This is a genomic window from Paraburkholderia silvatlantica, assembly GCF_003096715.1.
GTDB classification, from domain to species: Bacteria; Pseudomonadota; Gammaproteobacteria; order Burkholderiales; family Burkholderiaceae; genus Paraburkholderia; species Paraburkholderia silvatlantica.
The window spans coordinates 374,859-397,114 of sequence record NZ_QEOL01000002.1; the positions used below are offsets into that span (position 1 = coordinate 374,859).

General features: G+C 66.4%; 22 protein-coding genes. 14 read left to right on the forward strand and 8 right to left on the reverse strand.

The genetic code is table 11. The annotated features are described in order from the left end of the window. Nucleotide 1: 1 nt before the first annotated feature. Nucleotides 2-1,375 (forward strand): sigma-54-dependent transcriptional regulator, encoded by a 1,374-nt coding sequence (locus C7411_RS04040; RefSeq protein WP_373682558.1) that lies wholly within the window; start codon nt 2-4, stop codon nt 1,373-1,375. Nucleotides 1,376-1,453: 78 nt separating this feature from the next. Here the strand turns inward: C7411_RS04040 and C7411_RS04045 are convergent, their stop codons facing one another. Further along, nucleotides 1,454-1,939, reverse strand: coding sequence for a TlpA family protein disulfide reductase (locus C7411_RS04045; protein ID WP_373682562.1), 486 nt, complete (start codon nt 1,937-1,939; stop codon nt 1,454-1,456). 244 nt (nt 1,940-2,183) lie between these two features. Here C7411_RS04045 and C7411_RS04050 point away from each other — a divergent pair, with 244 nt between their 5' ends. Continuing rightward, nucleotides 2,184-2,732 carry a hypothetical protein gene (locus C7411_RS04050; protein ID WP_165822736.1) on the forward strand — a complete coding sequence of 183 codons (549 nt, stop codon included), beginning with the start codon at nt 2,184-2,186 and terminating at the stop codon, nt 2,730-2,732. Nucleotides 2,733-3,155: 423 nt separating this feature from the next. Here the strand turns inward: C7411_RS04050 and C7411_RS04055 are convergent, their stop codons facing one another. Beyond that, nucleotides 3,156-4,796, reverse strand: a complete 1,641-nt coding sequence (locus tag C7411_RS04055) for a YifB family Mg chelatase-like AAA ATPase (protein WP_110383028.1) — start codon at nt 4,794-4,796, stop codon at nt 3,156-3,158. A 214-nt stretch (nt 4,797-5,010) separates the two neighbouring features. After that, on the reverse strand, nt 5,011-5,268 hold the full coding sequence (locus tag C7411_RS04060; protein WP_028201802.1) for an accessory factor UbiK family protein: 258 nt from the start codon (nt 5,266-5,268) through the stop codon (nt 5,011-5,013). A gap of 525 nt (nt 5,269-5,793) precedes the next feature. Here C7411_RS04060 and C7411_RS04065 point away from each other — a divergent pair. From C7411_RS04065 to ptsP, 7 genes are all read left to right on the forward strand, one after another. After that, nucleotides 5,794-6,132 (forward strand): P-II family nitrogen regulator, encoded by a 339-nt coding sequence (locus C7411_RS04065; protein WP_028201804.1) that lies wholly within the window; start codon nt 5,794-5,796, stop codon nt 6,130-6,132. Between the two features lie 52 nt (nt 6,133-6,184). Beyond that, nucleotides 6,185-7,681, forward strand: coding sequence for an ammonium transporter (locus tag C7411_RS04070; protein ID WP_110383027.1), 1,497 nt, complete (start codon nt 6,185-6,187; stop codon nt 7,679-7,681). Between the two features lie 382 nt (nt 7,682-8,063). Then, the gene (gshA, locus tag C7411_RS04075) at nt 8,064-9,353 is read left to right on the forward strand and encodes a glutamate--cysteine ligase (RefSeq protein WP_110383026.1); all 1,290 of its coding nucleotides are present in this window, start codon (nt 8,064-8,066) and stop codon (nt 9,351-9,353) included. 134 nt (nt 9,354-9,487) lie between these two features. Beyond that, entirely contained in the window at nt 9,488-10,441 is a 954-nt protein-coding gene (gene gshB / locus C7411_RS04080; RefSeq protein WP_110383025.1) for a glutathione synthase, read from the forward strand. Nucleotides 10,442-10,990: 549 nt separating this feature from the next. After that, nucleotides 10,991-11,572: a PTS sugar transporter subunit IIA gene (locus C7411_RS04085; RefSeq protein ID WP_110383024.1), complete on the forward strand. Its 582-nt coding sequence runs from the start codon at nt 10,991-10,993 to the stop codon at nt 11,570-11,572. A gap of 86 nt (nt 11,573-11,658) precedes the next feature. Then, entirely contained in the window at nt 11,659-11,928 is a 270-nt protein-coding gene (locus C7411_RS04090; RefSeq protein WP_042270095.1) for an HPr family phosphocarrier protein, read from the forward strand. A 210-nt stretch (nt 11,929-12,138) separates the two neighbouring features. Next, complete coding sequence (gene ptsP / locus C7411_RS04095) at nt 12,139-13,878, forward strand: phosphoenolpyruvate--protein phosphotransferase (RefSeq protein WP_110383297.1); 1,740 nt, start codon at nt 12,139-12,141, stop codon at nt 13,876-13,878. Nucleotides 13,879-13,956: 78 nt separating this feature from the next. Here ptsP and C7411_RS04100 read toward each other — a convergent pair whose 3' ends face one another. The 3 genes from C7411_RS04100 to gpmA form a co-directional block, all read right to left on the reverse strand. Next, nucleotides 13,957-14,718 (reverse strand): HesA/MoeB/ThiF family protein, encoded by a 762-nt coding sequence (locus tag C7411_RS04100; protein ID WP_110383023.1) that lies wholly within the window; start codon nt 14,716-14,718, stop codon nt 13,957-13,959. 175 nt (nt 14,719-14,893) lie between these two features. Further along, complete coding sequence (locus C7411_RS04105) at nt 14,894-16,477, reverse strand: S41 family peptidase (RefSeq protein ID WP_110383022.1); 1,584 nt, start codon at nt 16,475-16,477, stop codon at nt 14,894-14,896. Between the two features lie 426 nt (nt 16,478-16,903). Next, nucleotides 16,904-17,653, reverse strand: a complete 750-nt coding sequence (gene gpmA, locus C7411_RS04110; RefSeq protein WP_110383021.1) for a 2,3-diphosphoglycerate-dependent phosphoglycerate mutase — start codon at nt 17,651-17,653, stop codon at nt 16,904-16,906. A 222-nt stretch (nt 17,654-17,875) separates the two neighbouring features. Between gpmA and C7411_RS04115 the strand changes: the two genes are divergently transcribed. From C7411_RS04115 to C7411_RS04135, 5 genes are all read left to right on the forward strand, one after another. Beyond that, nucleotides 17,876-18,301 (forward strand): rhodanese-like domain-containing protein, encoded by a 426-nt coding sequence (locus C7411_RS04115; RefSeq protein WP_042270087.1) that lies wholly within the window; start codon nt 17,876-17,878, stop codon nt 18,299-18,301. Continuing rightward, nucleotides 18,298-18,558: a glutaredoxin 3 gene (gene grxC / locus C7411_RS04120; RefSeq protein ID WP_042270085.1), complete on the forward strand. Its 261-nt coding sequence runs from the start codon at nt 18,298-18,300 to the stop codon at nt 18,556-18,558. Before C7411_RS04115 ends, grxC begins: the two co-directional genes overlap by 4 nt. Nucleotides 18,559-18,811: 253 nt before the next feature. Then, nucleotides 18,812-19,276, forward strand: a complete 465-nt coding sequence (gene secB / locus C7411_RS04125; RefSeq protein WP_042270084.1) for a protein-export chaperone SecB — start codon at nt 18,812-18,814, stop codon at nt 19,274-19,276. Between the two features lie 45 nt (nt 19,277-19,321). Further along, the gene (locus C7411_RS04130; RefSeq protein ID WP_110383020.1) at nt 19,322-20,320 is read left to right on the forward strand and encodes an NAD(P)H-dependent glycerol-3-phosphate dehydrogenase; all 999 of its coding nucleotides are present in this window, start codon (nt 19,322-19,324) and stop codon (nt 20,318-20,320) included. Nucleotides 20,321-20,425: 105 nt separating this feature from the next. Further along, on the forward strand, nt 20,426-20,959 hold the full coding sequence (locus C7411_RS04135; protein ID WP_110383019.1) for an O-acetyl-ADP-ribose deacetylase: 534 nt from the start codon (nt 20,426-20,428) through the stop codon (nt 20,957-20,959). Nucleotides 20,960-20,984: 25 nt separating this feature from the next. Here the strand turns inward: C7411_RS04135 and trmL are convergent, their stop codons facing one another. Then, nucleotides 20,985-21,455, reverse strand: a complete 471-nt coding sequence (gene trmL, locus C7411_RS04140; protein ID WP_110383018.1) for a tRNA (uridine(34)/cytosine(34)/5-carboxymethylaminomethyluridine(34)-2'-O)-methyltransferase TrmL — start codon at nt 21,453-21,455, stop codon at nt 20,985-20,987. Between the two features lie 42 nt (nt 21,456-21,497). Further along, on the reverse strand, nt 21,498-22,157 hold the full coding sequence (locus tag C7411_RS04145; RefSeq protein ID WP_373682557.1) for a ComF family protein: 660 nt from the start codon (nt 22,155-22,157) through the stop codon (nt 21,498-21,500). Nucleotides 22,158-22,256 lie beyond the last annotated feature (99 nt).

Here is a 22,256-nt window from a genome sequence, read left to right on the forward strand (position 1 = left end):
GATGACGAACGAACAGGGTGAACGCATGGTCGACACCGCGCCCGGCAGGGTGCTCTACGTAGAGGACGACGAACTCGTGCGCCGCGCGGGCGTGCAAAGCCTGCAGCTCGCGGGCTTCGACGCCGCCGGTTTCGCCAACGCGGAAGGCGCGCTGCCGCTCATCGATGCCGACTTCGCCGGCGTCGTGGTGAGCGATATCCGCTTGCCCGGCATGAGCGGGCTCGATCTGCTCGCGCAATGCCACGAGCGCGCGCCCGAGGTGCCCATCATCCTCGTGACGGGCCATGGCGATATCTCGACGGCCGTCCAGGCCATGCGCGACGGCGCGTACGACTTCATCGAAAAGCCGTTCGCCTCCGAGCGGCTCATCGAAACGGTGCGGCGCGCGCTGGAGCGGCGCCTGCTCGTGCTCGAAAACCTCGCACTGCGCCGCGAACTGGCGGGGCACAACGCGCTCGCGCCGCGCATCATCGGCAGGAGTCCGGCGATCGAAGAGGTGCGCAAGCTCATCGCGAACGTCGCGCCGACGGACGCCTCGGTGCTCATCAACGGCGACACCGGTGCGGGCAAGGAACTGATCGCGCGCAGCCTGCACGAGCTTTCGCCGCGCCATGACAAACCGTTCGTCGCCGTGAACTGCGGCGCGCTGCCCGAACCGATGTTCGAGTCGGAGATGTTCGGCTACGAGGCGGGCGCGTTCACGGGCGCGGCCAGGCGCCGGATCGGCAAGCTCGAGCACGCGAGCGGCGGCACGCTCTTTCTCGACGAGATCGAGAGCATGCCGCTCTCGCTGCAGGTCAAGCTGCTGCGCGTGCTGCAGGACGGCGTGCTGGAGCGTCTCGGCTCGAACCAGCCGGTGCGCGCCGACTTGCGCGTGGTGGCGGCGGCCAAGGGCGACATGAGCGAGCACGTCGCGGCGGGGACCTTCCGGCGCGACCTGCTGTACCGGCTGAACGTCGTGACGATCGCGCTGCCGCCGCTGGCCGAGCGCCGCGAGGACATCGTGCCTTTGTTCGAGCACTTCCTGCTCGACGCGGCGGTGCGCTACCAGCGTCCCGCGCCGCTGCTCACCGAGCGCGACCGCATGCGGCTCGCGCAGCGCGACTGGCCGGGCAACGTGCGCGAGCTGCGCAACGCGGCAGACCGCCGGGTCCTCGGGATTCCCGACGATCTGTCGGCTGGCGCCGCGGCCGGCGAGGACGACGCGTTGCCGCTCAAGGAGCGCGTGGAGCAGTACGAACGCGCGCTGATCGCCGACGCGCTGCAGCAGAGCGGCGGCGCGGTCGCCCAGGCCGCCGAGCGGTTGCAGATGGCCAAGGCCACGCTGTACGAGAAGATCCGCCGCTATGGGCTGGTGGCGCGCGGTGAGGCGTAAAGCGGCGCAATGAGGCGTCGAGGCGTAAAAAAGCAGCGGGTTATCCGCTGCTTTTTTATGGGCTGCCCGATTCGCGTATCAGGTCGACAGCGCCTTCTGCAGCAACTGGTCGAGTTCGGCGAACTGCGGCTCGCCCACGTAGCGCTTGAGGATCTTGCCGTCGCGGCCGATCACGAACGTGGTCGGCGTAAGCTGAACGTTGCCGAACTGCTTTGCCGCCGAGCCGTCGTCCATCGCCACCTTGAACGGCAGCTGGCGCGTTTGCGCGTAGTTGGCCACGTACATCGGCGCGTCGTAGTTCATCGCCACCGCGACGAACTCGAGACCTTCGCCCTTGAAGCGGTTATAGGTCTGGACCATCTTCGGCATTTCCGCCATGCAGGTGGTGCAGCTCGTCGCCCAGAAGTTGACGAGGTAGACCTTGCCCTTGAGGTCGTTGGTGGAGACTTTCTGGCCGGACAGGAGCGTGAAGGTGGCGTCGGGCACGCGCTGCTGGCTGCCGAAGAATGCGAAGTAACCGGCCACGGCGATCGCGACGACGACGACCGCCGCACCAATGCGCATCAGCGCGCCGGAACGCTTGTTCGAGGAATTCGGGGATGCAGCGGTCATGAGCCTTGCCTCGTGCGCCGAAGGACGCGGGTGTTGAGCGAACTATTGTAGCGCCGAATTTCCCGGCATAGCGGTTGCGGGAGGACATCCGGGTATGCGCCAACGGATAATGTCGCGCACCTTTCACTTCTGTGACGAACCGCGCCCCATGGTCCTGGACATCCTTCGCCGTGCCCGATTCCCGTTGAACCTGCCGATGCGCGTTTCCGTCCCTGCCCGCGCGGCGGCGCTCGGCGTACTCGCGGCCGCGTTCGCGCTGGCCGCCTGCTCGCCCACGTACGACTGGCGCACGATTTCGAACGATGCGAGCGGCTACTCGGTCGATCTCCCCGCCAAGCCGGACAAGGACGAGCGCAGCATCGACGTGAACGGCACGCCGATGCGCATGCGTGTGCAGACGGCCGAAGTCGCCGGCGACGTGTTCGTGGTCGGCACGCTCGATCTGCCCGACGCGCAGCCCGCGACGCAGCAAAAGGCGCTCGACTTCCTGCGCGCAGGCCTCGCGCGCAATGTGGGCGCGCCTGCCGAGGCGCACGCAGTGGCGGTGCCGCTTGCGGCGGGCGGCTCGGTCGAGGGCGTGGAGATGCGCATGGCCGGCAAGGCAGGCGCAAACGGCGAAACACGTACGATCCACGCGCGGCTCGTCGCAAAAGGCGCTCGCGCCTATCAAGTGGCGATCGTCGGACGTGCCGAGCCCCCTGTCGAGCAAACCGATCAGTTCTTCGGATCTTTCAAGCTGTACTGAGTTTCTGGACTCCGCGGTACGCCTCGCGTCGCGACGTACCGCTTGCGCAGCGGCGGACGTTTGGGCGACGAAGTGAAGGTGGCGCTGCAGGTAAACACGCTAATTACTGGATTTGATTGAGGGTTTACTGGTTACCCACAAGGCCTGTGGGTAACTTTGTGGAAAACGACGCCCCGTTGGTCGGAAAGCGCCGTCGTGTGGGCTTTCTGTTAGTTTTGGCCGCTTTTCTGTAAATCCAGAAAGTTAGAAAAATCAACAGGTTATAAAAAAAGCCCGCGGCGTAATGCGAACCATGCTCAGAACCGGGGTCAACACGACGAAGTGTGCATAAGTCAAGTCTTGACTTCGATTTATTGGCGCTATTCACATTCCCCGGCGGCGCAAAGCCGCGGCGTTCTCCCGCAAAACCGGCGCGGTTCACGGCTATCGCTCGGCAAACACGCGCCGGTATTGCACGGCCTCCGCCACGTGCGCGGCATCGGGCAGCGCGGCACCGGCGAGATCGGCAATCGTGCGCGCGACCTTGAGCACCCGGTAGTGCGCTCGCGCCGACCAGCCGAAGCGCTCGCCCGCCTCGCGCAGCAGCGCTTCCCCGGCTGCGTCCGGCTGGCAAACTGCATCGGTCTCGCGGCCGGTCAATTCGCGATTGGATTTACCCTGGCGCGCCAACTGGCGCTCGCGCGCCGCCCGCACGCGAGCGGCGATCGCGGCGCTCGGTTCGGCGTTCGCGCTTGCGCGAGCGGCCAGTTCGGCGGGCGGCAGCGCCGGGATCTCGATCTGGATGTCGATGCGGTCGAGGAGCGGCCCCGAGAGCTTGCGCAAATAGCGCGCGGCGCTTTCGGGCGTGCAGCGGCAGCGGCCTGCGGGATCGCCGCGCCAGCCGCAAGGGCAGGGATTCATCGCGGCGACGAGCTGGCACGCGGCCGGAAAGTCGGTTTGCCACGCGGCGCGCGAAATCGTGATCGTGCCCACCTCGAGGGGCTCGCGCAGGGTCTCGAGCACGTGGCGGTTGAACTCGGGCAATTCATCCAGAAAAAGCACCCCTAAATGCGCGAGCGTGATCTCGCCCGGCTGAGGCGGATTGCGCCCGCCGATCAGCGCAGCGGCGCTCGATGAATGATGCGGTGCGCGAAACGGCCGCGTACGCCACTGCTGCGGCGTGAAGCCGACCGCGCAGACGGAGAGCAGGGCGGCGGAGGCTAGCGCCTCGTCGTCCGTCATCGGGGGCAGGAGCCCGGGCAGGCGCGCGGCGAGCATCGACTTGCCGGCGCCCGGCGGCCCCACCATCAACAGATGGTGCCCGCCGGCCGCCGCGACCTCGAGCGCCCGGCGCGCGCCGCGCTGGCCGACCACGTCGGCCATGTCGGGGGGCGCGGCGGCCGGTGCGGCGTCGAGCGCGCCCGTGCGCACGGGGGCGAGGCGCGCTTCGGGGTCGACGCCCGCAAGGTGGGCGCAAAGGGAGCGCAGGTCGGCCGCGCCGTACACCGCGACATCCGGCACGAGCGCCGCTTCGGCGGCGTTTTGCGCAGGCAGATAAAGCTCGGGCACGCCGAAGCGCGCGGTTTCGCCGCTTTCGGCATCAGGAATCCGGAGGATGCTGCTTTCGCCTGGGGGGGCCTCGCGGCTCAATGCTGCCGCTTCGCCGACACGCGCTGCACGATCCCTATGTGCGCGTGCCGTGCCGCATGCCATGGCGAACGCGCCGCGCATGGGCCGCACAGCGCCGGTGAGCGAAAGCTCGCCCGCGAACTCCCGGTGCGCGAGCGCCGCCGCTGGAAGCTGCCCGCTTGCCGCGAGTATGCCGAGCGCGATCGGCAGATCGAAGCGGCCGGATTCCTTGGGCAAATCGGCGGGCGCGAGGTTGACAGTAATGCGTCTCACCGGGAAATCGAAGCCGCAGTTCGAGAGCGCGGCGCGCACGCGCTCGCGGCTTTCGCGCACTTCGAGATCGGGCAGCCCGACGATGGAAAACGACGGCAGCCCGTTGGCGAGATGGACTTCTACGGTGACTTCGGGCGCGCGGCCAGCAGCCGGCGCGCGGCTGCGCACCACGGCAAGCGACATGGGATTCTCCGGAAGGCTCGCATGCGGGGTGGCGCGCGGTGCTTGAAGCTTCGGACCGGGCTTCGTACGTGCGTGTTGCGCGCGCCGCGCATGCGCTAGGCTGGTGAGGCGTATGCCCCTTTACGGTTCCATTGCGATCGCGCTACGGATCGCTTTCGCTGGTGCAGCAGGGGGGGCTGCACTCAATCGCGCACAGGAGTGCGCAAGGAAATGATCAGGAGGACTGGCTAGTGACCGGCAGCTTCTGTTCGAGTTCGGCCACGCGGCGCTCGAGTTCTTCAAGGCGCTGGCGCGTGCGCACGAGGACCTGCGTTTGCGCGTCGAATTCCTCGCGCGTGACGAGGTCCAGCTTCGAAAAGCCTTGCGACAACATTGCGCGAACATTGCGTTCGACATCGCGCGCCGGCGAGTTCTTGAGCAGATCGCTCACGCGTGACTGCAGATCATTGAATACGTCGTTAGGTTGCTTCATTCGATTCCCCTTCTCTGCACAAAAAATGTGCAAGTTTTGTTTCGCCTGTGCCCCGCGACGGACCGTGATCGATCTTGGTGCGAACTCGCAGGGCCACGGCCAGGTGTGCGCGCAAGTGGTGCGCACACCTGGCCCGTGTGCTTCGCGCCGTAGCGCGGCGGGCGACTTCCAGCCGCGATGCGGCGCGCAGCGCAGCGATGCCTGAGAACACTGTAGCAACGTTCCCCCCGCCACGCCACCGCACGCGCGCCACGCTGGCCGTTCGGCCAGGGCCGTGCGCGCCGCGCCCCTCAAGGCGCGGACCGCATTGTCCACGGCTTTGGGTGTGCTTGCATCGAAGTCCATCAGTCAGGCCTTGCGCACAGGTTGAAGCAAATTGGCACGGGTGTTGCTAATACAGCCCCGCGCACCAAACGACGGTTGGCTCACGGTGTGCCGGCGACGCGGCGAGGCATCACGCGCCGTTCGCAAGGCGCCCGTTGCAGAAGCAGACAAAGGAATGAAGCAAACCACAGCGAGGACTACATGAAACTCATTACAGCAATCATCAAGCCGTTCAAGCTCGATGAGGCGCGCGAAGCCCTTTCGGCGATCGGCGTTTCGGGAATCACGGTGACGGAGGTGAAAGGCTTCGGCCGCCAGAAGGGGCACACCGAGCTGTACCGCGGCGCGGAATATGTCGTCGACTTCCTGCCGAAGGTGAAGATCGAAGCCGCCGTGGCCGACGACATCGTCGAGCAGGCCATCGAAGCGGTCGAACGCGCGGCCCGCACGGGCAAGATCGGCGACGGCAAGATTTTCGTCACCCCGATCGAACAAGTGATCCGCATCCGCACCGGCGAGACCGGCGCCGACGCGCTGTAAAGCCCACAGTAAGGCCTAAAGAGACCGAGACAAGAGGAAAGAGGAAACCGAGATGCGCAAACTTTTGATGTCCCTGATGATGGCCGGCTCGCTGCTGGCCGGCGGCGTCGGCGCCGCGCTGGCGGACGACGCATCCGCGCCCGCCGCGGCCTCCGCGCCGGCCGCCGCCGCTTCGGCACCCGATGCGTCCGCAGCCGCTGCGGCTTCGGCGCCCGCAGCCGACGCGGCTTCGGCCCCGGCCGCCGCCGCAAGCGCCCCAGCCGACGCATCGGCCGCCGCCGCAGCCGCCGCGCCCGCCGCACCGACCGCGCCGTTCTCGGTCGATTCGTCGAAGATCAACTCGGGCGACACCGCGTGGATGCTGACCTCCACCGCGCTCGTGCTGTTCATGACGATCCCGGGCCTCGCGCTCTTCTACGGCGGCATGGTCCGCAAGAAGAACGTGCTCGCGACGCTCATGCAGAGCTTCGCGATCACCTGCGTCGTCACCGTGATCTGGACGGTGGTCGGCTACTCGATCGCGTTCACGCCGGGCGGCTCGTTCATCGGCGGCTTCTCGCGCATCTTCCTTGAGGGCATGAACTACATCAAGGGCGACAAGGCGACGACGCTCACCGTGAGCCACCTCGCGCCGACCATCCCCGAAACCGTGTACTTCGTCTATCAGATGACGTTCGCGATCATCACGCCGGCGCTCATCACCGGCGCGTTCGCCGACCGCATGAAGTTCTCGGCGATGCTCGTGTTCATGTCGCTGTGGTCGATCATCGTCTACTCGCCGATCGCGCACATGGTGTGGGAGCCGACGGGCTGGCTCGCCAGCGCCGGCATCCTCGACTTCGCGGGCGGCACGGTCGTGCACATCAACGCCGGTATCGCGGGCCTCGTGTGCTGTATCGTCCTCGGCAAGCGTGTGGGTTACGGCCGCGAAGTGATGGCGCCGCACAACCTCGTTCTCACGCTGACGGGCGCTGCCATGCTGTGGGTGGGCTGGTTCGGCTTCAACGCGGGTTCGGCAGTCGCGGCTGACGGACGTGCCGGCTTCGCGATGCTCACGACGCAAGTCGCCACCGCCTGCGCCGCGCTGGGCTGGATGTTCGCGGAGTGGATCGCCAAGGGCAAGCCGTCGGTGCTCGGCATCGCTTCGGGCGCCGTGGCGGGTCTCGTGGCCGTGACGCCGGCATCGGGCTTCGTCGGCGTGCTGGGCGCGATCGTGATCGGCGTGGTGGCGGGCGTGGTCTGCTTCTGGTCGGCTACGTGGCTCAAGCACAAGTTCAACTATGACGACTCGCTCGACGCGTTCGGCGTGCACGGCATCGGCGGCATCATCGGCGCCGTCCTGACGGGCGTGTTCGCGGTCAAGGACATCGGCGGCGCCGACGGCAGCGTGATCCTGCAGATCAAGGGCGTGCTCACGACCCTCATCTACAGCGGCGTGGTGAGCTTCGTCCTGCTGAAGGTGATCGACATGGTGATGGGCCTGCGCGTTTCGGAAGAAGAAGAGCGCGAAGGGCTCGACGTGGTTCTGCATGGCGAGCGCGTGGAATAAGCGCGCCGCGTTCGATGGTTTGATCTAGCAGGGCAGCAAGCAGCGACCTGGGCCCGCCGTTTCGGCGGGCCTTTTTCTTTGGGTGCGCCGGGTGTGGGCCTTGCTCTTGCGTCAGCGAGGGAGGAATAAGCGCCTCGTCTGCGCGTTTGCATAGTGCCCCTTCAATCCGTGTGCCCAATTGCGCCGGCCGGCGCGCTCGGTCCAGAATGGATATCCGGCGTGAATATCCGCGTGCGCGGAACGCTCGATTGACCCTACCGCGCCCAGGGATTTCATGACGGGAATCCACGAGGGCAATCCTGTCTTGCAACTGGCGCAATCGTCCCCAGATGAGCGACCGGTTTCCCTACAATCAAAGCATTTCGTCCGCGAGTCACCCCTTATGGTCCCGCATCTGGTCACGGCGTTGAACGGCCCGCTCCTCGAACTGGAGCAGCGCATCCTCGACGCGACGCCGGCCATCGAGCGCTGGTTCCGCCTCGAATGGCAGGAACACACGCCGCCGTTCTACGCGTCGGTCGACCTGCGCAACGCCGGTTTCAAGCTCGCGCCTGTCGATACCAACCTTTTTCCCGGCGCCTTCCACTGCTTGCCGCAGGAAGTGCTGCCGCTCGCCGTGCAGGCGGCCATGGCCGCCATCGAAAAAATCTGCCCGGACGCCAAGAACCTGCTGGTGATTCCGGAGATGCACACGCGCAACGCGTTCTATCTGGAGAATGTCGCGCGCCTTGCCACGATCATGCGCCAGGCGGGCCTGAACGTGCGCTTCGGCACGCTCGACGAAACCATCGCCGGGCCGGTCACGATCTCGCTCGCCGACGGCCAGAAGATCGTGCTCGAACCGCTCGAGCGGTCGCAGCGGCGCCTTGGCCTGAAGAACTTCGACCCGTGCTCGATCTTGCTGAACAACGATCTTTCGGCGGGCATTCCGGCTGTGCTCGAAAACCTGCACGAGCAGTACGTGCTGCCGCCGCTGCACGCGGCTTGGGCGGTGCGCCGCAAGTCCACGCACTTCTCCTGCTACGACGATGTGGCGAAGAAGTTCGCGAAGATGGTGGGCGTGGACCCGTGGATGATCAATCCGTACTTCGCGCACGTGGAAGGTGTGGACTTCGAGGCGCGCACGGGCGAGGAGCAACTGGCGAGCGCCATCGACGCCGTGCTCAAGAAGATCGCGAAGAAGTACCGCGAGTACGGCATCACCGAAAAGCCCTATGTCGTCATCAAGTCCGATGCCGGCACGGACGGCCGCGGCGTGATGACCGTGCACGACGCCTCGGAGGTCGCCGCACTCACGAAGCGCGAACGTGCGAAGATGTCGGCCACGAAGGACGGGCTCGAAGTGCACGACGTGATCGTGCAGGAAGGCGTCTACACGTTCGAGCATATCGGCGACGAAGTGGCCGAGCCGGTCGTGTACATGATCGACCGCTATGTGGTGGGCGGCTTCTATCGCGCGCACGGCAGCCGCGAGCGCGACCAGAACCTGAACGCGCCGGGCATGCACTTCGTGCCGCTCGGCTTCGAGCACACGGCGCTGCCCGACACGCGCGCGAAAGCGGGCGCGGCGCCGCCGAACCGCTTTTACATGTACGGCGTGGTGGCGCGGCTTGGCTTGCTGGCGGCCTCGGTCGAGCTGGAGAAGACCGACCCCGAGGCGATCCAGGTCTGATCCGGCCGTCGTCATTCACACAATCGAACGCAGCGCCCGCCACCGTGCGGGCGTTGCCGTCATGAAAGCAGGCACCGCACCCGGCGCCACGCAGTGACAGGACAGCGACAAGACAGGGACAAGGCAGAGACGATATGGACATTCTCTTCATCGCCGATCCGCTCGAGCGGTTCAAGATCTACAAGGACTCGACCTACGCGATGATGGCCGAGGCCGCGAAGCGCGGCCACAGGCTCTTCGCGTGCGAGCCTCAGCACCTCGCATGGGTGAACGGCCAGGTGGAGGCCGACGTGCGGCGCTTTACGATCATCGGCGATACGGCGGACCTGCATCGCGAAATCTGGTTCGAAGCCACGGCCGATTCGCGCGCGCTCACCGGCTTCGACGCCGTCGTCATGCGCAAGGACCCGCCGTTCGACATGGAGTACGTCACGTCGACGTGGCTGCTGGAGATCGCCGAGCGCGCGGGCGCGAAGATCTTCAACAAGCCGCAGTCGATTCGCGACCACTCGGAAAAGCTCGCCATCGGCGAATTTCCGCAGTTCGTCGCGCCTACGCTCGTGACGCGCAGCGCGGCGCGCCTGCGCAAGTTCCATGAAGAGCACCAGGACGTGATCCTCAAGCCTCTCGACGGCATGGGCGGCATGGGCGTGTTCCGCGTGAAGGCGGATGGCATGAACCTCGGCTCGATCATCGAGATGCTGAGTCACGACGGGGCGCGCAGCGTGATGGCGCAGAAGTTCATCCCCGAAATCAAGGCCGGCGACAAGCGCATTCTGCTGATCGGCGGCGAGCCGGTGCCGTTTTCGCTCGCGCGTATTCCTCAGGGCAATGAAGTGCGCGGCAATCTGGCGGCGGGCGGACTGGGCGTCGCGCAGCCGCTCACCGGGCGCGACATGGAGATCGCCCTGGCGCTCGGCCCGACGCTCGCGGCACGCGGCCTGCTGCTCGTAGGGCTCGACGCCATCGGCGACTGGCTCACCGAGGTCAATGTCACGAGCCCGACGTGTTTTCGCGAAATCATGGAGCAGACGGGCTTCGACGTGGCCGCGATGTTCATCGACGCGCTGGAGCGCGCGGCGGCCTGAAGGTGGCCTGAATCTGGTCTGAGTCTGGCGCGAATCTGGCGCGAATCTGACCAGGATCGGCGGGCCGGGCGCATTTGAAGTCTGCACCTGGAGCGCGGACTTGAAAGCCGCATGTATGGCTACATTTGCCGGATGTGGGCGCCTTGCAGGGCAGGCGCCCCATCGAGACCCTGGCTGGCGGGCAGTTTTGGACCACGAAGGGTCGAGCGGTCGCACGGAGCGTGTGAATGGCGCGCGACATCTGTCGCCGCTGTGAGCAGAACCGCCTCGCGTGCGCGAAAATGACCCTGCTACAATGCGGCGAGCCCGCGTTCCGGGCAGGCAAGCCGGCGTCAAGACGTTCCGGCTGCCGCGCGGCGCGTGTTCCGACCCTGCGAGCTCACGGCTGGCTGCAGGGTCGGCGCTGCGGGACGCGATCTACGGGTCGTCCGAGCATCAACCGGAGCCGTTTTTGCAGTCAAGCTGATATGAACTACCCCCAACGCGCCCTGCGGTCGCTGCCCCCCGAGGGGGTGCCAGTACGCCTGGGGCGGCCCGGCGAGTACTGACATGGCAGGGATTCTGATCATTGCGCACGCACCGCTCGCCACCGCGCTACGCGATTGCATCGCGCATATCTATGGCGGTTGTCCGGCGCGCATCGGCGCGCTCGACGTGCTCCCCGACAGCGACCCGGCTGAAGTGGTCGCCAAGGCGCATTCGGAAATCGAGCGCCTGCGCGAAGACAACGGCGCTCTCGTGTTGACCGACATGTTCGGCGCCACGCCTTCGAATATCGCGGCGCGGCTTGCCACGGTGCCCGAGGTACGCGTGCTGGCCGGCGTGAATCTGCCGATGCTGGTGCGTGCCGTGTGCTACCGGGCAACGCCGCTCGATACGCTCGTCGAAAAGGCGCTGGCCGGCGCGAGCAAAGGCGTGCAGACCATCGGCCCGACCATGCCGCCCGTTGCGAGCGCGAGCGAATGCGGCTGCCCGCCCGCGCCCTGTACCGAAGCCGCTGCCGACGCGACAAAGCAGGCCGCGAATCCGGCAGCCGGCCAGAGCGCGAGCCAGCCCGCCGCGGCGACGCGGGGCGCGGCTTGCACCGGCGGCGTCGCGGCCGGCGTGCTCAGGCCGGCTGGCAGCACCTGAACCGGGCGGCGCGCCAGCGAAAGCCAACTACAAGGCACAGCGAAACAATCCAGTCACACTTCCATACACTGCGTCCGGATCGACCTATGCTGCAACAAGAAACGACCATCGTGAACAAACTTGGCCTGCACGCGCGGGCGTCGGCGAAGCTGACTCAGCTCGCAGGCAACTATCAGTCGGAAATCTGGATGAGCCGCAACGGCCGCCGCATCAACGCCAAGAGCATCATGGGGGTCATGATGCTGGCGGCAGGCATCGGCAGCACGGTGATGATCGAAACCGAAGGCCCGGACGAGGCCGACGCCATGAGCGCGCTGCTCAAGCTGATCGCCGACAAGTTTGGCGAAGGCCAGTAAGACGCGTGGTCATTGCGCCTTGTCTGGAACGCCGCGGTTTGCCGCGGCGTTTTTGTTTGTGGGCGGCGACTGCTGCACAAGGCCGCAGTCATGCGCGAACAGGTGCGCGTGGCCACATTCCGCCGCGCCGGAATTTATAATCATCGCCGGGGTCTGAGAGAGCGCATTGCAGCGGTTTGCCGCAGCATCAAATAACCAGAGGAGGTGCGCGTGCCGTTCACGCTGCATGGAATTCCCGTATCACGCGGTATAGCCATTGGGCGAGCGTATCTGATCGCCCCGGCTGCGCTCGACGTCGACCATTACCTCATCGAGCACGCGCAGATCGAAGACGAAATCGAGCGCTTTCGCGCGGCGCTCCAGGCCGTGGAGCAGGAGCTCGACGCACTGCGCGCCGACCTCGCCGCCGACGCCCCTTCCGAAATGGGCGCGTTTATCGGCGTTCACCTCATGATCCTGAACGACGTGATGCTCGTGCAGGAGACCATCGATCTCATCCGCACGCGCCGCTTCAATGTGGAGTGGGCGCTTACCGAACAGCTCGAACGCCTCTCGCGTCACTTCGACGACGTAGAGGACGAGTACCTGCGCGAGCGCAAGGCCGATATCGAGCAGGTCGTGGAGCGCGTGCTGAAGTCGCTCGCGGGCGCCATGCCTCCTTCGCTGCACGGCGGCTGCGACGAGATGATCGTCGTCGCGCACGACATCGCGCCAGCCGACATGCTGCAGTTCAAGGGGCAAACCTTCCAGGGCTTCGTCACCGATCTGGGCGGGCGCACCTCGCACACGGCGATCGTCGCGCGCAGCCTCGGCATTCCGGCGGCGGTGGGCGTGCAGCAGGCGAGCGCGCTGATCCGCCAGGACGATCTCATCATCGTCGACGGCGACCATGGCGTCGTGATCGTCGATCCCGCGCCCATCGTGCTCGAGGAATACACCTACCGGCAAAGCGAGATGGCGCTCGAGCGGCGCAAGCTGCAGCGGCTGAAGTTCTCGCCTACGCAAACGCTGTGCGGCACGAAGATCCAGCTATACGCGAACATCGAGCTGCCCGACGACGCACAATCCGCGCTCGACTCGGGTGCGACGGGCGTCGGCCTCTTTCGCACCGAGTTCCTGTTCATGAACCACAAGAGCCACTTGCCGGAGGAGGACGAGCAGTTCGCCGCCTACCGCCGCGCGGTGGAGCTCATGAGCGGGCTGCCCGTGACGATCCGCACGATCGACGTGGGCGCGGACAAGCCGCTCGACGCCATGAATGCGGGCGACGGGTACGAAACGGCCGCCAACCCGGCGCTCGGCCTGCGCGCGATCCGCTGGAGCTTGTCCGAGCCGCAGATGTTCCTCACGCAGCTGCGGGCGATCCTGCGCGCCTCGGCGTTCGGTTCGGTCAAGATCCTGATTCCGATGCTCGCGCACGCGCAGCAGATCGACCAGACGCTCGACCTGATCCGCGAGGCGAAGCGTCAGCTCGACGACGCCGGCCTCGCCTACGATCCCAACATCCAGGTCGGCGCGATGATCGAGATTCCGGCGGCCGCGCTCGCCTTGCCGATGTTCCTGCGCCGGCTCGACTTCCTCTCGATCGGCACCAACGACCTGATTCAGTACGCGCTTGCCATCGACCGCGCCGACAATGCGGTGGCCGACCTGTACGATCCGCTGCATCCGGCCGTGCTGCAGCTGATCGCGCATACTTTGCGCGAGGCGAAGCGCGCGGGTGTGCCGGTTTCGGTGTGCGGGGAGATGGCGGGCGACCCGTCGTTTACGCGTTTGCTGCTCGGCATGGGGCTCACCGAGTTCTCGATGCACCCGAGCCAGTTGCTCGTGGTCAAGCAGGAGATCCTGCGCTCGCAGCTCAAGACGCTGGAAAAGCCGGTGGCTGAGGTGCTGGCCGCTTACGAGCCAGAGGAACTGCAGGCCGCGCTGCAGCGCGTGGCGCAGGCCTGAGCGCTCACCTGCCCATCCGTATAAGGCAGAAAGCCCCGGCATGTCCGGGGCTTCTTTCTGCCTTGATTCGCGCGGGCGTCAGGCGTGCCGATGACGCTCGCCGCACACCGGGCAATCCGGCTGCCGCGCCACGCGCATCGTATTCCACTCCATGCGCAGCGAGTCGAGCATCATGAGCCGCCCGACGAGCGTCGCACCGATGCCGCCGATCACGCGCAGCGCCTCGGCCGCCTGCATCGCGCCGATGATGCCCACCGTGGGCGCGAACACGCCCATCGTCGAGCACGCCACTTCCTCGAATGGCTGATCTTCGGGAAACACGCAGGCGTAGCAGGGCGAGGCGTCGTCGCGGAAGTCGAACGTGCTGATCTGTCCGTCGAAGCGCAATGCCGCGCCCGAGACGAGCGGCACGCCGTGCTTCACGCATGCGCGGTTGATGGCGTGGCGCGTGGCGAAGTTGTCGGTGCAGTCGAGCACGACCGTCGCGCCCGGCACCTGCGCGTCGAGCCACGCATCGTCGATGCGGGTTTGCAGCGCGTTCACCTTTACCTCGGGATTCAGACGCGCGATTGCGTCGCGGCCCGATTCGACCTTCGCGCGGCCGACCGACGCCGTCTCGTGCATGATCTGCCGCTGCAGGTTGGTGAGGTCGACGGTGTCGTTGTCGACGAGCGTGAGCGTGCCCACGCCCGAGGCCGCGAGATACATCGCCGCTGGAGACCCCAGGCCGCCCGCGCCCACGACGATCGCATGCGCGTCGAGAAAGCGCTGCTGCGCCTCGATGCCGATCTCGTCGACGAGGATATGGCGGGAATAGCGAAGGAGTTGGTCGTCGTTCATCGCGATGCACTGGTTCGATGGCGCTGCGATGGACCTCGAGAGCCTGGATAGCCCCGAATGGGGAAGCGCGCGCCGGGGAAAGACAGTGCCGTTATTGTAACGACGCCAGCGGCTGGAGGAGGGAGGCCTCGCGACCGGCGCACGGGGCGCGCGGATCGCGAGGCGGTACGGCGTGTTACTTCGCCGGAGCCGGAGCGGAGGCCGGCGCGGCAGCGGAGCCCGGAGCCGGCGCCATGATGAGGGCGCCCGGCTTCACGGCGATCGGCGCAGAGGCCGAGGTAGGCGGCTTCTGCCCCGCGAGGCGGCGCTCCATCGGCGACTTCGATTCGGCCACCGGCTTGCCCTGAAGCTTGTTCAGCGCTTGCTGGAGCATGAAGTCGTCGGCGGAACCGAACTCGACCGGCTTGCGCTCGCGATCCTTCTGGCGCTGCTCCGGCGTCTTCTTGTCGTTCTGCTCTTCGAGTTGACGCAGCATGTCCATGCGCTCCTGCTCGCGCACTTCCTGCTCCTTCTTCTCGTCCGGATCCTGCGTGTTGGCGAGGTGGTTCTGGTAGTCCACTTCGCGCGTGACGAGTGCGTCGTCCGGATCGCCGTCGGCGTACTGGTCGACCGCGATGTCAGGACGGATGCCCTTGTTCTGGATCGAGCGGCCGCTCGGCGTGTAGTAGTACGCCGTGGTCAGACGCAGCGCGGTGTCGGCCGTCATCGGACGCACCGTTTGCACCGAACCCTTGCCGAACGTGGTCTTGCCGACGATCAGCGCACGCTTCGAGTCCTGCAGCGCACCCGCCACGATTTCCGAGGCCGACGCCGAGTAGGCGTTGGTCAGCACGACCATCGGCACGGTCTTGAACTCGGCCGCCTCGCCCTTGAGCGGGTCGCCGTCGAACGACGGCAGGCGGTAGTTCTCGTAGGTGTCGCGATAGACCTGCTTCGAGTCCGGGATCTGGCCGTTCGTCGAGACGACGACCGAATCCGGCGGCAGGAACGCGCCCGCCACGCCCACGGCGCTTTGCAGCAGGCCGCCGCCGTTGTTGCGCAGGTCGAGGATGATGCCCTTGAGGTTCGGCTCCTGGCGCGCGATATCCTGCAGCTTGGCGGCGAGGTCGGGGACCGTGCGCTCCTGGAAGCTCGTGATGCGGATATACGCGTAGCCGGGCTGCAGGATCTTCGACTTCACGCTCTGCACCTTGATGATGGCGCGCGTGATGGTGAGCGGGAAGGTGCGGTCGTCGGTCTTGCGGAAGATCGTGAGCGTGACCTTGGTGCCCGGGTCGCCGCGCATCTGCTTGACGGCCTGGTCGAGCGTCATGCCGCGCACCGGCTTGTCGTTGATACGCGTGATGAGGTCGCCCGGACGGATGCCGGCGCGGTACGCGGGCGTGTCTTCGATCGGCGAGATGACCTTGATCAGGCCGTCTTCCGACGAGATTTCGATACCGAGGCCCGCGAAGCGACCTTTGGTCTGCTCCTGGAGCTCCTGGTAATCGGTCTTGTCGAGATACGACGAGTGCGGGTCGAGGCTCGACACCATGCCCTTGATGGCGGCGGTGAGGAGCTTCTTGTCGTCCACCGGCACGACATACTCATGCTTGATTTGACCGAAAACTTCGGCGAAGAGCCTCAGCTGGTCGAGCGGCAGCGGCTCTACGACCGTCTGCTGGGTTTGCTGCGCCTCGGCGGAAATCTGCAGGGTGGCAAATACGCCGGTCGCGAGGCCAGCGGCGATCAGGCCGATGTTTTTCAGGTTCTTTCGCATAGAGTATGTTGCGTGCGGTCGAAAAGGCGCGTGGCAGCGTCTATTGGAAAAGCGACGGACAAGTATAACTGCACACCCGCCGCGGCTGTGTATATGGCGCGTGCGATGGCACTAAGACAGTGCTGCCGGCGCCTGGTTCGCAAACCGTGTGCCGTAATTTCGGTTCTGGCGCGATGCTGGCAGGGTGCTGGCAATCTTGCCAGCCAGGCCCGAAAACAAGGCAGAGAAGGGGAATGTGCAACGAATTTCCGGCGCGGCCGGGGGCAGGGGCAAACCTGCACGTCGCCCGCGTGGCCGCAGGACTGGCCGACGCACAGCCGCCGGCCCGCAGGACCGGCGGCTGCCTGAATCGACAAGGCACGGCCAGGGGTGGCCGATGCCGGGCAGCGCCAGCGCCAGCGCCAGGCGTTAGCCCGATCAGCCCGATCAGCCCGCCTTCTTGCCCTGGTTCGCAACGGCGGCCTGCGCCTTCGCGATGGCTTCGGCGTCGCCCAGATAGTAGTGCTTGATGGGCTTGAGGTTCTCGTCCAGCTCATAGACGAGCGGCACGCCGTTCGGGATGTTCAGGCCGACGATGTCGTTATCCGAAATGTTGTCGAGGTACTTCACGAGCGCGCGGATCGAATTGCCGTGCGCGGCGATCACCACCTTCTTGCCCGCCTTGATGGCCGGTGCGATCGACTCGTTCCAGATCGGCAGCACGCGCGCGACCGTGTCCTTCAGGCACTCGGTGAGCGGCAGTTCCTCGCGCGGCACCTTGGCGTAACGCGGGTCGTTGTACGACGTGCGCGAATCGGTCGGCTCGAGCGCCGGGGGCGGCGTGTCGTAGCTGCGGCGCCAGACCAGCACTTGCTCGTCGCCGAACTTCGCCGCCGTTTCGGCCTTGTTCAGGCCCGAAAGCGCACCGTAGTGACGCTCGTTCAGGCGCCATGAGTGGACCACCGGCAAGTACATCTGGTCCATCTGGTCCTGCACGTGCCAGAGCGTGCGGATCGCGCGCTTGAGCACCGAGGTGTAGGCGATGTCGAACGTGTAGCCGGACTCCCTGAGCAGCTGGCCTGCCTGCTGCGCTTCGCGGTTGCCCTGCTCGGTGAGGTCGACGTCCACCCAGCCGGTGAAGCGGTTTTCCTTGTTCCACGTCGATTCGCCGTGGCGGATGAGTACGAGTTTGTACATGAGGATGCCGGTCGGTAGTGAAGGAAGCGGTAATCGGGGACGGGAGGCGCAACGCGGCGGCGACGCAAAGGCGGCGCGATGGCGGCGGTCCAGTCCGGCGGGCTGCGCGCCCGGGCTGGGGGGCGGTAACCCTGCGACAAACGGTTATTTTATAATGAGCGGATTGTCCGAATCCGATTTCGCACGATTTCTCCGACTTTCCCTTTTTCCGGCGGACCCTCCGTGACGTTCTTCACCAACTACATCAACCTTGTACTCATCGCGATCGTCCTCATCTCGGGAGGGTTGCTCCTGTGGCCGACGCTCAAGCGCGGCGGGCGCGGCGGGGTTTCCACCGCCGAGGCGACGCAGCTCATCAACCGCCGCAACGCGGTGGTGGTCGACCTGCGTCCCGCGGGTGAATTCGCGAAGGGTCATCTGCCCTCGGCGCGCCAGGTTGAGTTTGGCGAACTCGAGACGAAGATCGGCCAGCTCGTGAAGAACAAGAGCAACCCGGTGTTGCTGGTCTGCCAGACGGGCCAGCAGTCGCACAAGGCGCTGCGCCTCGTGAAGGACGCCGGTTTTGCCGAAGTCCACGTGCTGGACGGCGGCGTGAACGCCTGGCAGCAGGCCGGAATGCCGGTCGTCAAACAAGGAGGTTCGAAGTGAGCAAAGTGGTCATGTACAGCACCCAGGTGTGCCCGTATTGCCAGATGGCCGAGCGTCTTTTAAAGTCGCGCGGCGTCGAACACATCGAGAAAGTGCTGATCGACCGGGACCCGGCGCGGCGCGAAGAGATGATGACGCGCACCGGCCGGCGTACCGTGCCGCAGGTATTCATCGGCGAGACGCACGTGGGCGGTTACGATGACCTCTCCGCGCTCGACCGTGCGGGCGGCTTGATGCCGCTGCTCGAAGCCGCCTGAGGTTTACAGGCGGCGGGTCCAGGCTGCTTCAAAGTCTGGTTCAAAGCCTGATTCGCAGCCCGATAGCCGTGCGGCCCCGGTCCGCAGGCGGGCTGCGCAGCGTGACGTAGCGACGCAGGGTTTTGGCCCGCGCGAGCCAGTGGGGCTTGCGCGGGCCTGTTGCCGTTCATTGCCGTAGCGCGGTGCATTGTCGGGACTTCGAGATGTCACGATAATGCCGCCGCGATCCATTCAATCAGGGAAGCCATACACCATGTCTGACGAGAACAACCAGCCGTTCTTCAATATCCAGCGCATCTACCTCAAGGACATGTCGCTCGAGCAGCCGAATTCGCCGGCCATCTTCCTTGAGCAGGACATGCCTTCGGTCGAAGTGGAAGTCGACGTCAAGGCCGAGCGCCTCGCCGAATCGGTGTTCGAGATCATCGTTACCGGCACCGTCACGGCCAAGGTCAAGGACAAGGTTGCGTTCCTGATCGAAGCCAAGCAAGCCGGCATTTTCGACATCCGCAACATCCCGGCCGAACAGGTCGATCCGCTTGTCGGCATCGCATGCCCGACCATCCTGTTCCCGTACCTGCGCTCGAACATCGCCGACGCGATCACGCGTGCGGGCTTCCCGCCGATCCACCTGGCCGAGATCAACTTCCAGGCGCTCTACGAGCAACGCCTGCAGCAACTCGCCCAGCAGGACGGTGCGAGCAGCGCAACGCACTAAACGTACGTTGATCGTTTCCACGAACTACCGGTGCGGAGTATCGGAATGAACATCGCCGTTCTCGGCGCCGGAGCGTGGGGCACCGCGCTGGCAGGGCATCTCGCCCAGGCGCATCACACGGTGTTGTGGGCGCGCGATGGCGCGCTCGTCGACACCCTGCGCAAGACGCACGAAAACGCCCGCTACCTCGCGGGCGTCGCATTGCCCAAAACTCTCCAGTACGAAACGGATCTCGCCGCCGCGCTCGGCCATGCGTCGGGCGCGGCGGATCTCGTCGTGCTCGCCACGCCCGTGGCGGGCCTGCGCGACATGCTCTGCACGCTGCGCGACATGGGCCGCGTGCCTGCGCACTTCGTCTGGCTCTGCAAGGGCTTCGAAGCGCAAACCCAGCTGATGCCGCACCAGGTCGTGGCGGCCGAGCTGCCAGGCCACGCGAGCAACGGCGTGCTTTCGGGGCCGAGCTTCGCGCGCGAAGTCGGCGAGGGCCTGCCCGTCGCGTTGACGGTGGCGAGCACCTCCGCCGCGTGCCGCGAGCGCACGCTCGCGGCGTTCCATCACCGCGCGATGCGCATCTATACGGGCGACGACGTGGTCGGCGTGGAAGTGGGCGGCGCGGTCAAGAACGTGCTCGCGATCGCGACCGGCATCGCGGACGGCTTGGGCCTCGGCCTGAACGCACGCGCCGCGCTCATCACGCGCGGCCTCGCCGAAATGACGCGCCTTGGCGTCACGCTCGGCGGGCGCGCCGAGACTTTCACGGGACTGACCGGCCTCGGCGACCTCATTCTCACCGCCACGGGCGACCTCTCGCGCAACCGCACCGTGGGCAAGCAGCTCGCGAGCGGCCGCACGCTCGACGACATCCTCGGCGCACTCGGCCACGTGGCCGAAGGCGTGCGCTGCGCGCAGGCCGTACTGGCGCTTGCGCGCGCACATGGCATCGAAATGCCGATCACCCAGGCGGTATGCGCCGTGCTGTTCGACGGTGTCGCGCCGCGCGACGCCGTGAGCGCGCTGCTGCGGCGCGACGCGAAGGCGGAGTAGGGCGCTTCCGCCTCGGCCCTGTTGCGCGTCGCAGGAAGTCCGCTCGCTCCGCGCGGGATTGGAGTAAGCCATAACGCGCCAACTCCTGAGAGCAAGGAGGACCGTATGCTGATCATCGGAAATTGCCGCATCGAAGCGCAGGCCGTCGACATCACCACGCTGAAGGTCGATGCGATCGTCAACGCCGCTAACGAATCGCTGCTCGGCGGCGGCGGCGTGGACGGCGCGATCCATCGCGCCGCCGGGCCGGACCTGCTGCGCGAATGCGAGACGCTGAACGGCTGCCCGACCGGCGACGCCAAAATCACCGGCGGCTATCGCCTTCCCGCGAAACACGTCATCCATACCGTGGGCCCTGTCTGGTACGGCGGCGGCCGCGACGAGGCGCATCTGCTCGCTTCCTGCTACCGGCGCTCGCTCGAGTGCGCGCGTGAGGCAGGCGTGACGAGCATCGCGTTTCCGGCAATCAGTTGCGGCGTCTACCGTTTTCCCGCTGACGACGCGGTGACGATTGCCGTCGCGGCCGTGATCGACGCGTTACCCCAATACCCCGCGCTCGGGCAGGTGATCTTCGCGTGCTTCGATAACGCGATGCTCACGCGCTACGAACGTGAGCTTGCGGCGCGCGGCAAGGCGTAGGGCAACGCGTAACACCGCACTCGCCTCATTCGCCGCCTTCGAACCCCGCCTGACGCCACGCTTCGAACACCACGACCGCGACCGTGTTCGAAAGATTCAGGCTGCGATTGCCGGGCCGCATCGGCAGGCGCACGCGCTGTGATGTCTCGAAGCGCGCGAGCACTGCGTCGGGCAGGCCGCGCGTTTCCGCGCCGAACACGAACCAGTCGCCGGGCTGGAACGCATGCGCATGAAAACGGCCCGATCCGCGCGTCGTGAACGCGAACATGCGCGACGGGTCCGGTGCCTCCCTGGCGATGAAGGCGTCCCAGTCGGCGTGCACGTGCATCTGCGCGTACTCGTGGTAATCGAGGCCCGCGCGGCGCATTTTCGCGTCGTCCAGAGGAAAGCCGAGCGGCTCGATCAGATGAAGCCGCGCACCCGTGTTCGCGCACAGGCGGATCACGTTGCCGGTGTTCGGCGGAATTTCGGGTTCGACGAGAACGACGTTGAACATGACGATGAAACTCTCTCGATGTCTTGAACAGGGTGGGGCCGATCAGTCCTTCGACGTGCGCAGCGCGACGTAATTCGTCACGCGCCGTGCGCCTGCCGCCTTGAGCGTATGCGCGAGCGCGTCGAGCGTGGCGCCCGAGGTCATCACGTCGTCGACCACGCCCACGTGCTGGCCGCTGAGCGGCCGCGTGAGTGCAAACGCCCGGCCGACATTGCGGCGGCGCGTCTCGCGATCGAGCTTCGATTGCGGCGCCGTATGCAGGATGCGTCGGACGAGCGTGGCGTCCGCGTGCGTGCCCAGCCGGCGCGCGAGCGGCCGCGCGATCTGCCAGGCCTGGTTATAGCCGCGCTCGATGAGGCGTTCGCGCGAGAGCGGCACCGGCACGACGATCTCCGGCATGCCGTGTTCATCGCACATGTCTTGTGCGGCCAGTGCGAGGCGTCGCGCAAATTCCTCGCCAAGCGCGAGGCGCGCACGAAACTTCAGGCCCCGCGCGAGCAGGTCGAGCGGCGCGCGATAATCGGCGAGCGCGAGCGTGGCGTCGAAGGCGGGCGGCGCGTCGGCGCAGGCCTCGCAGCGGTAGCGCGCGCGCCCCGCCGCACTGCGCCTGCGCGCGAGCGGCATCGCGCAGACCGTGCAGCGCAGGCGCGGCTCATTCCAGTACGCGGCGTCGCAGCACACACAGAGCGTGGCTCGCGTCAAATTGCCGCATAATGGGCACAGATTGGGCAGCACGAAGTGGGCAAGCTGTGACGGCAGCGCCCGCGCTTTTCGCCAGACGCGCGCGATGCCCGCAGGATG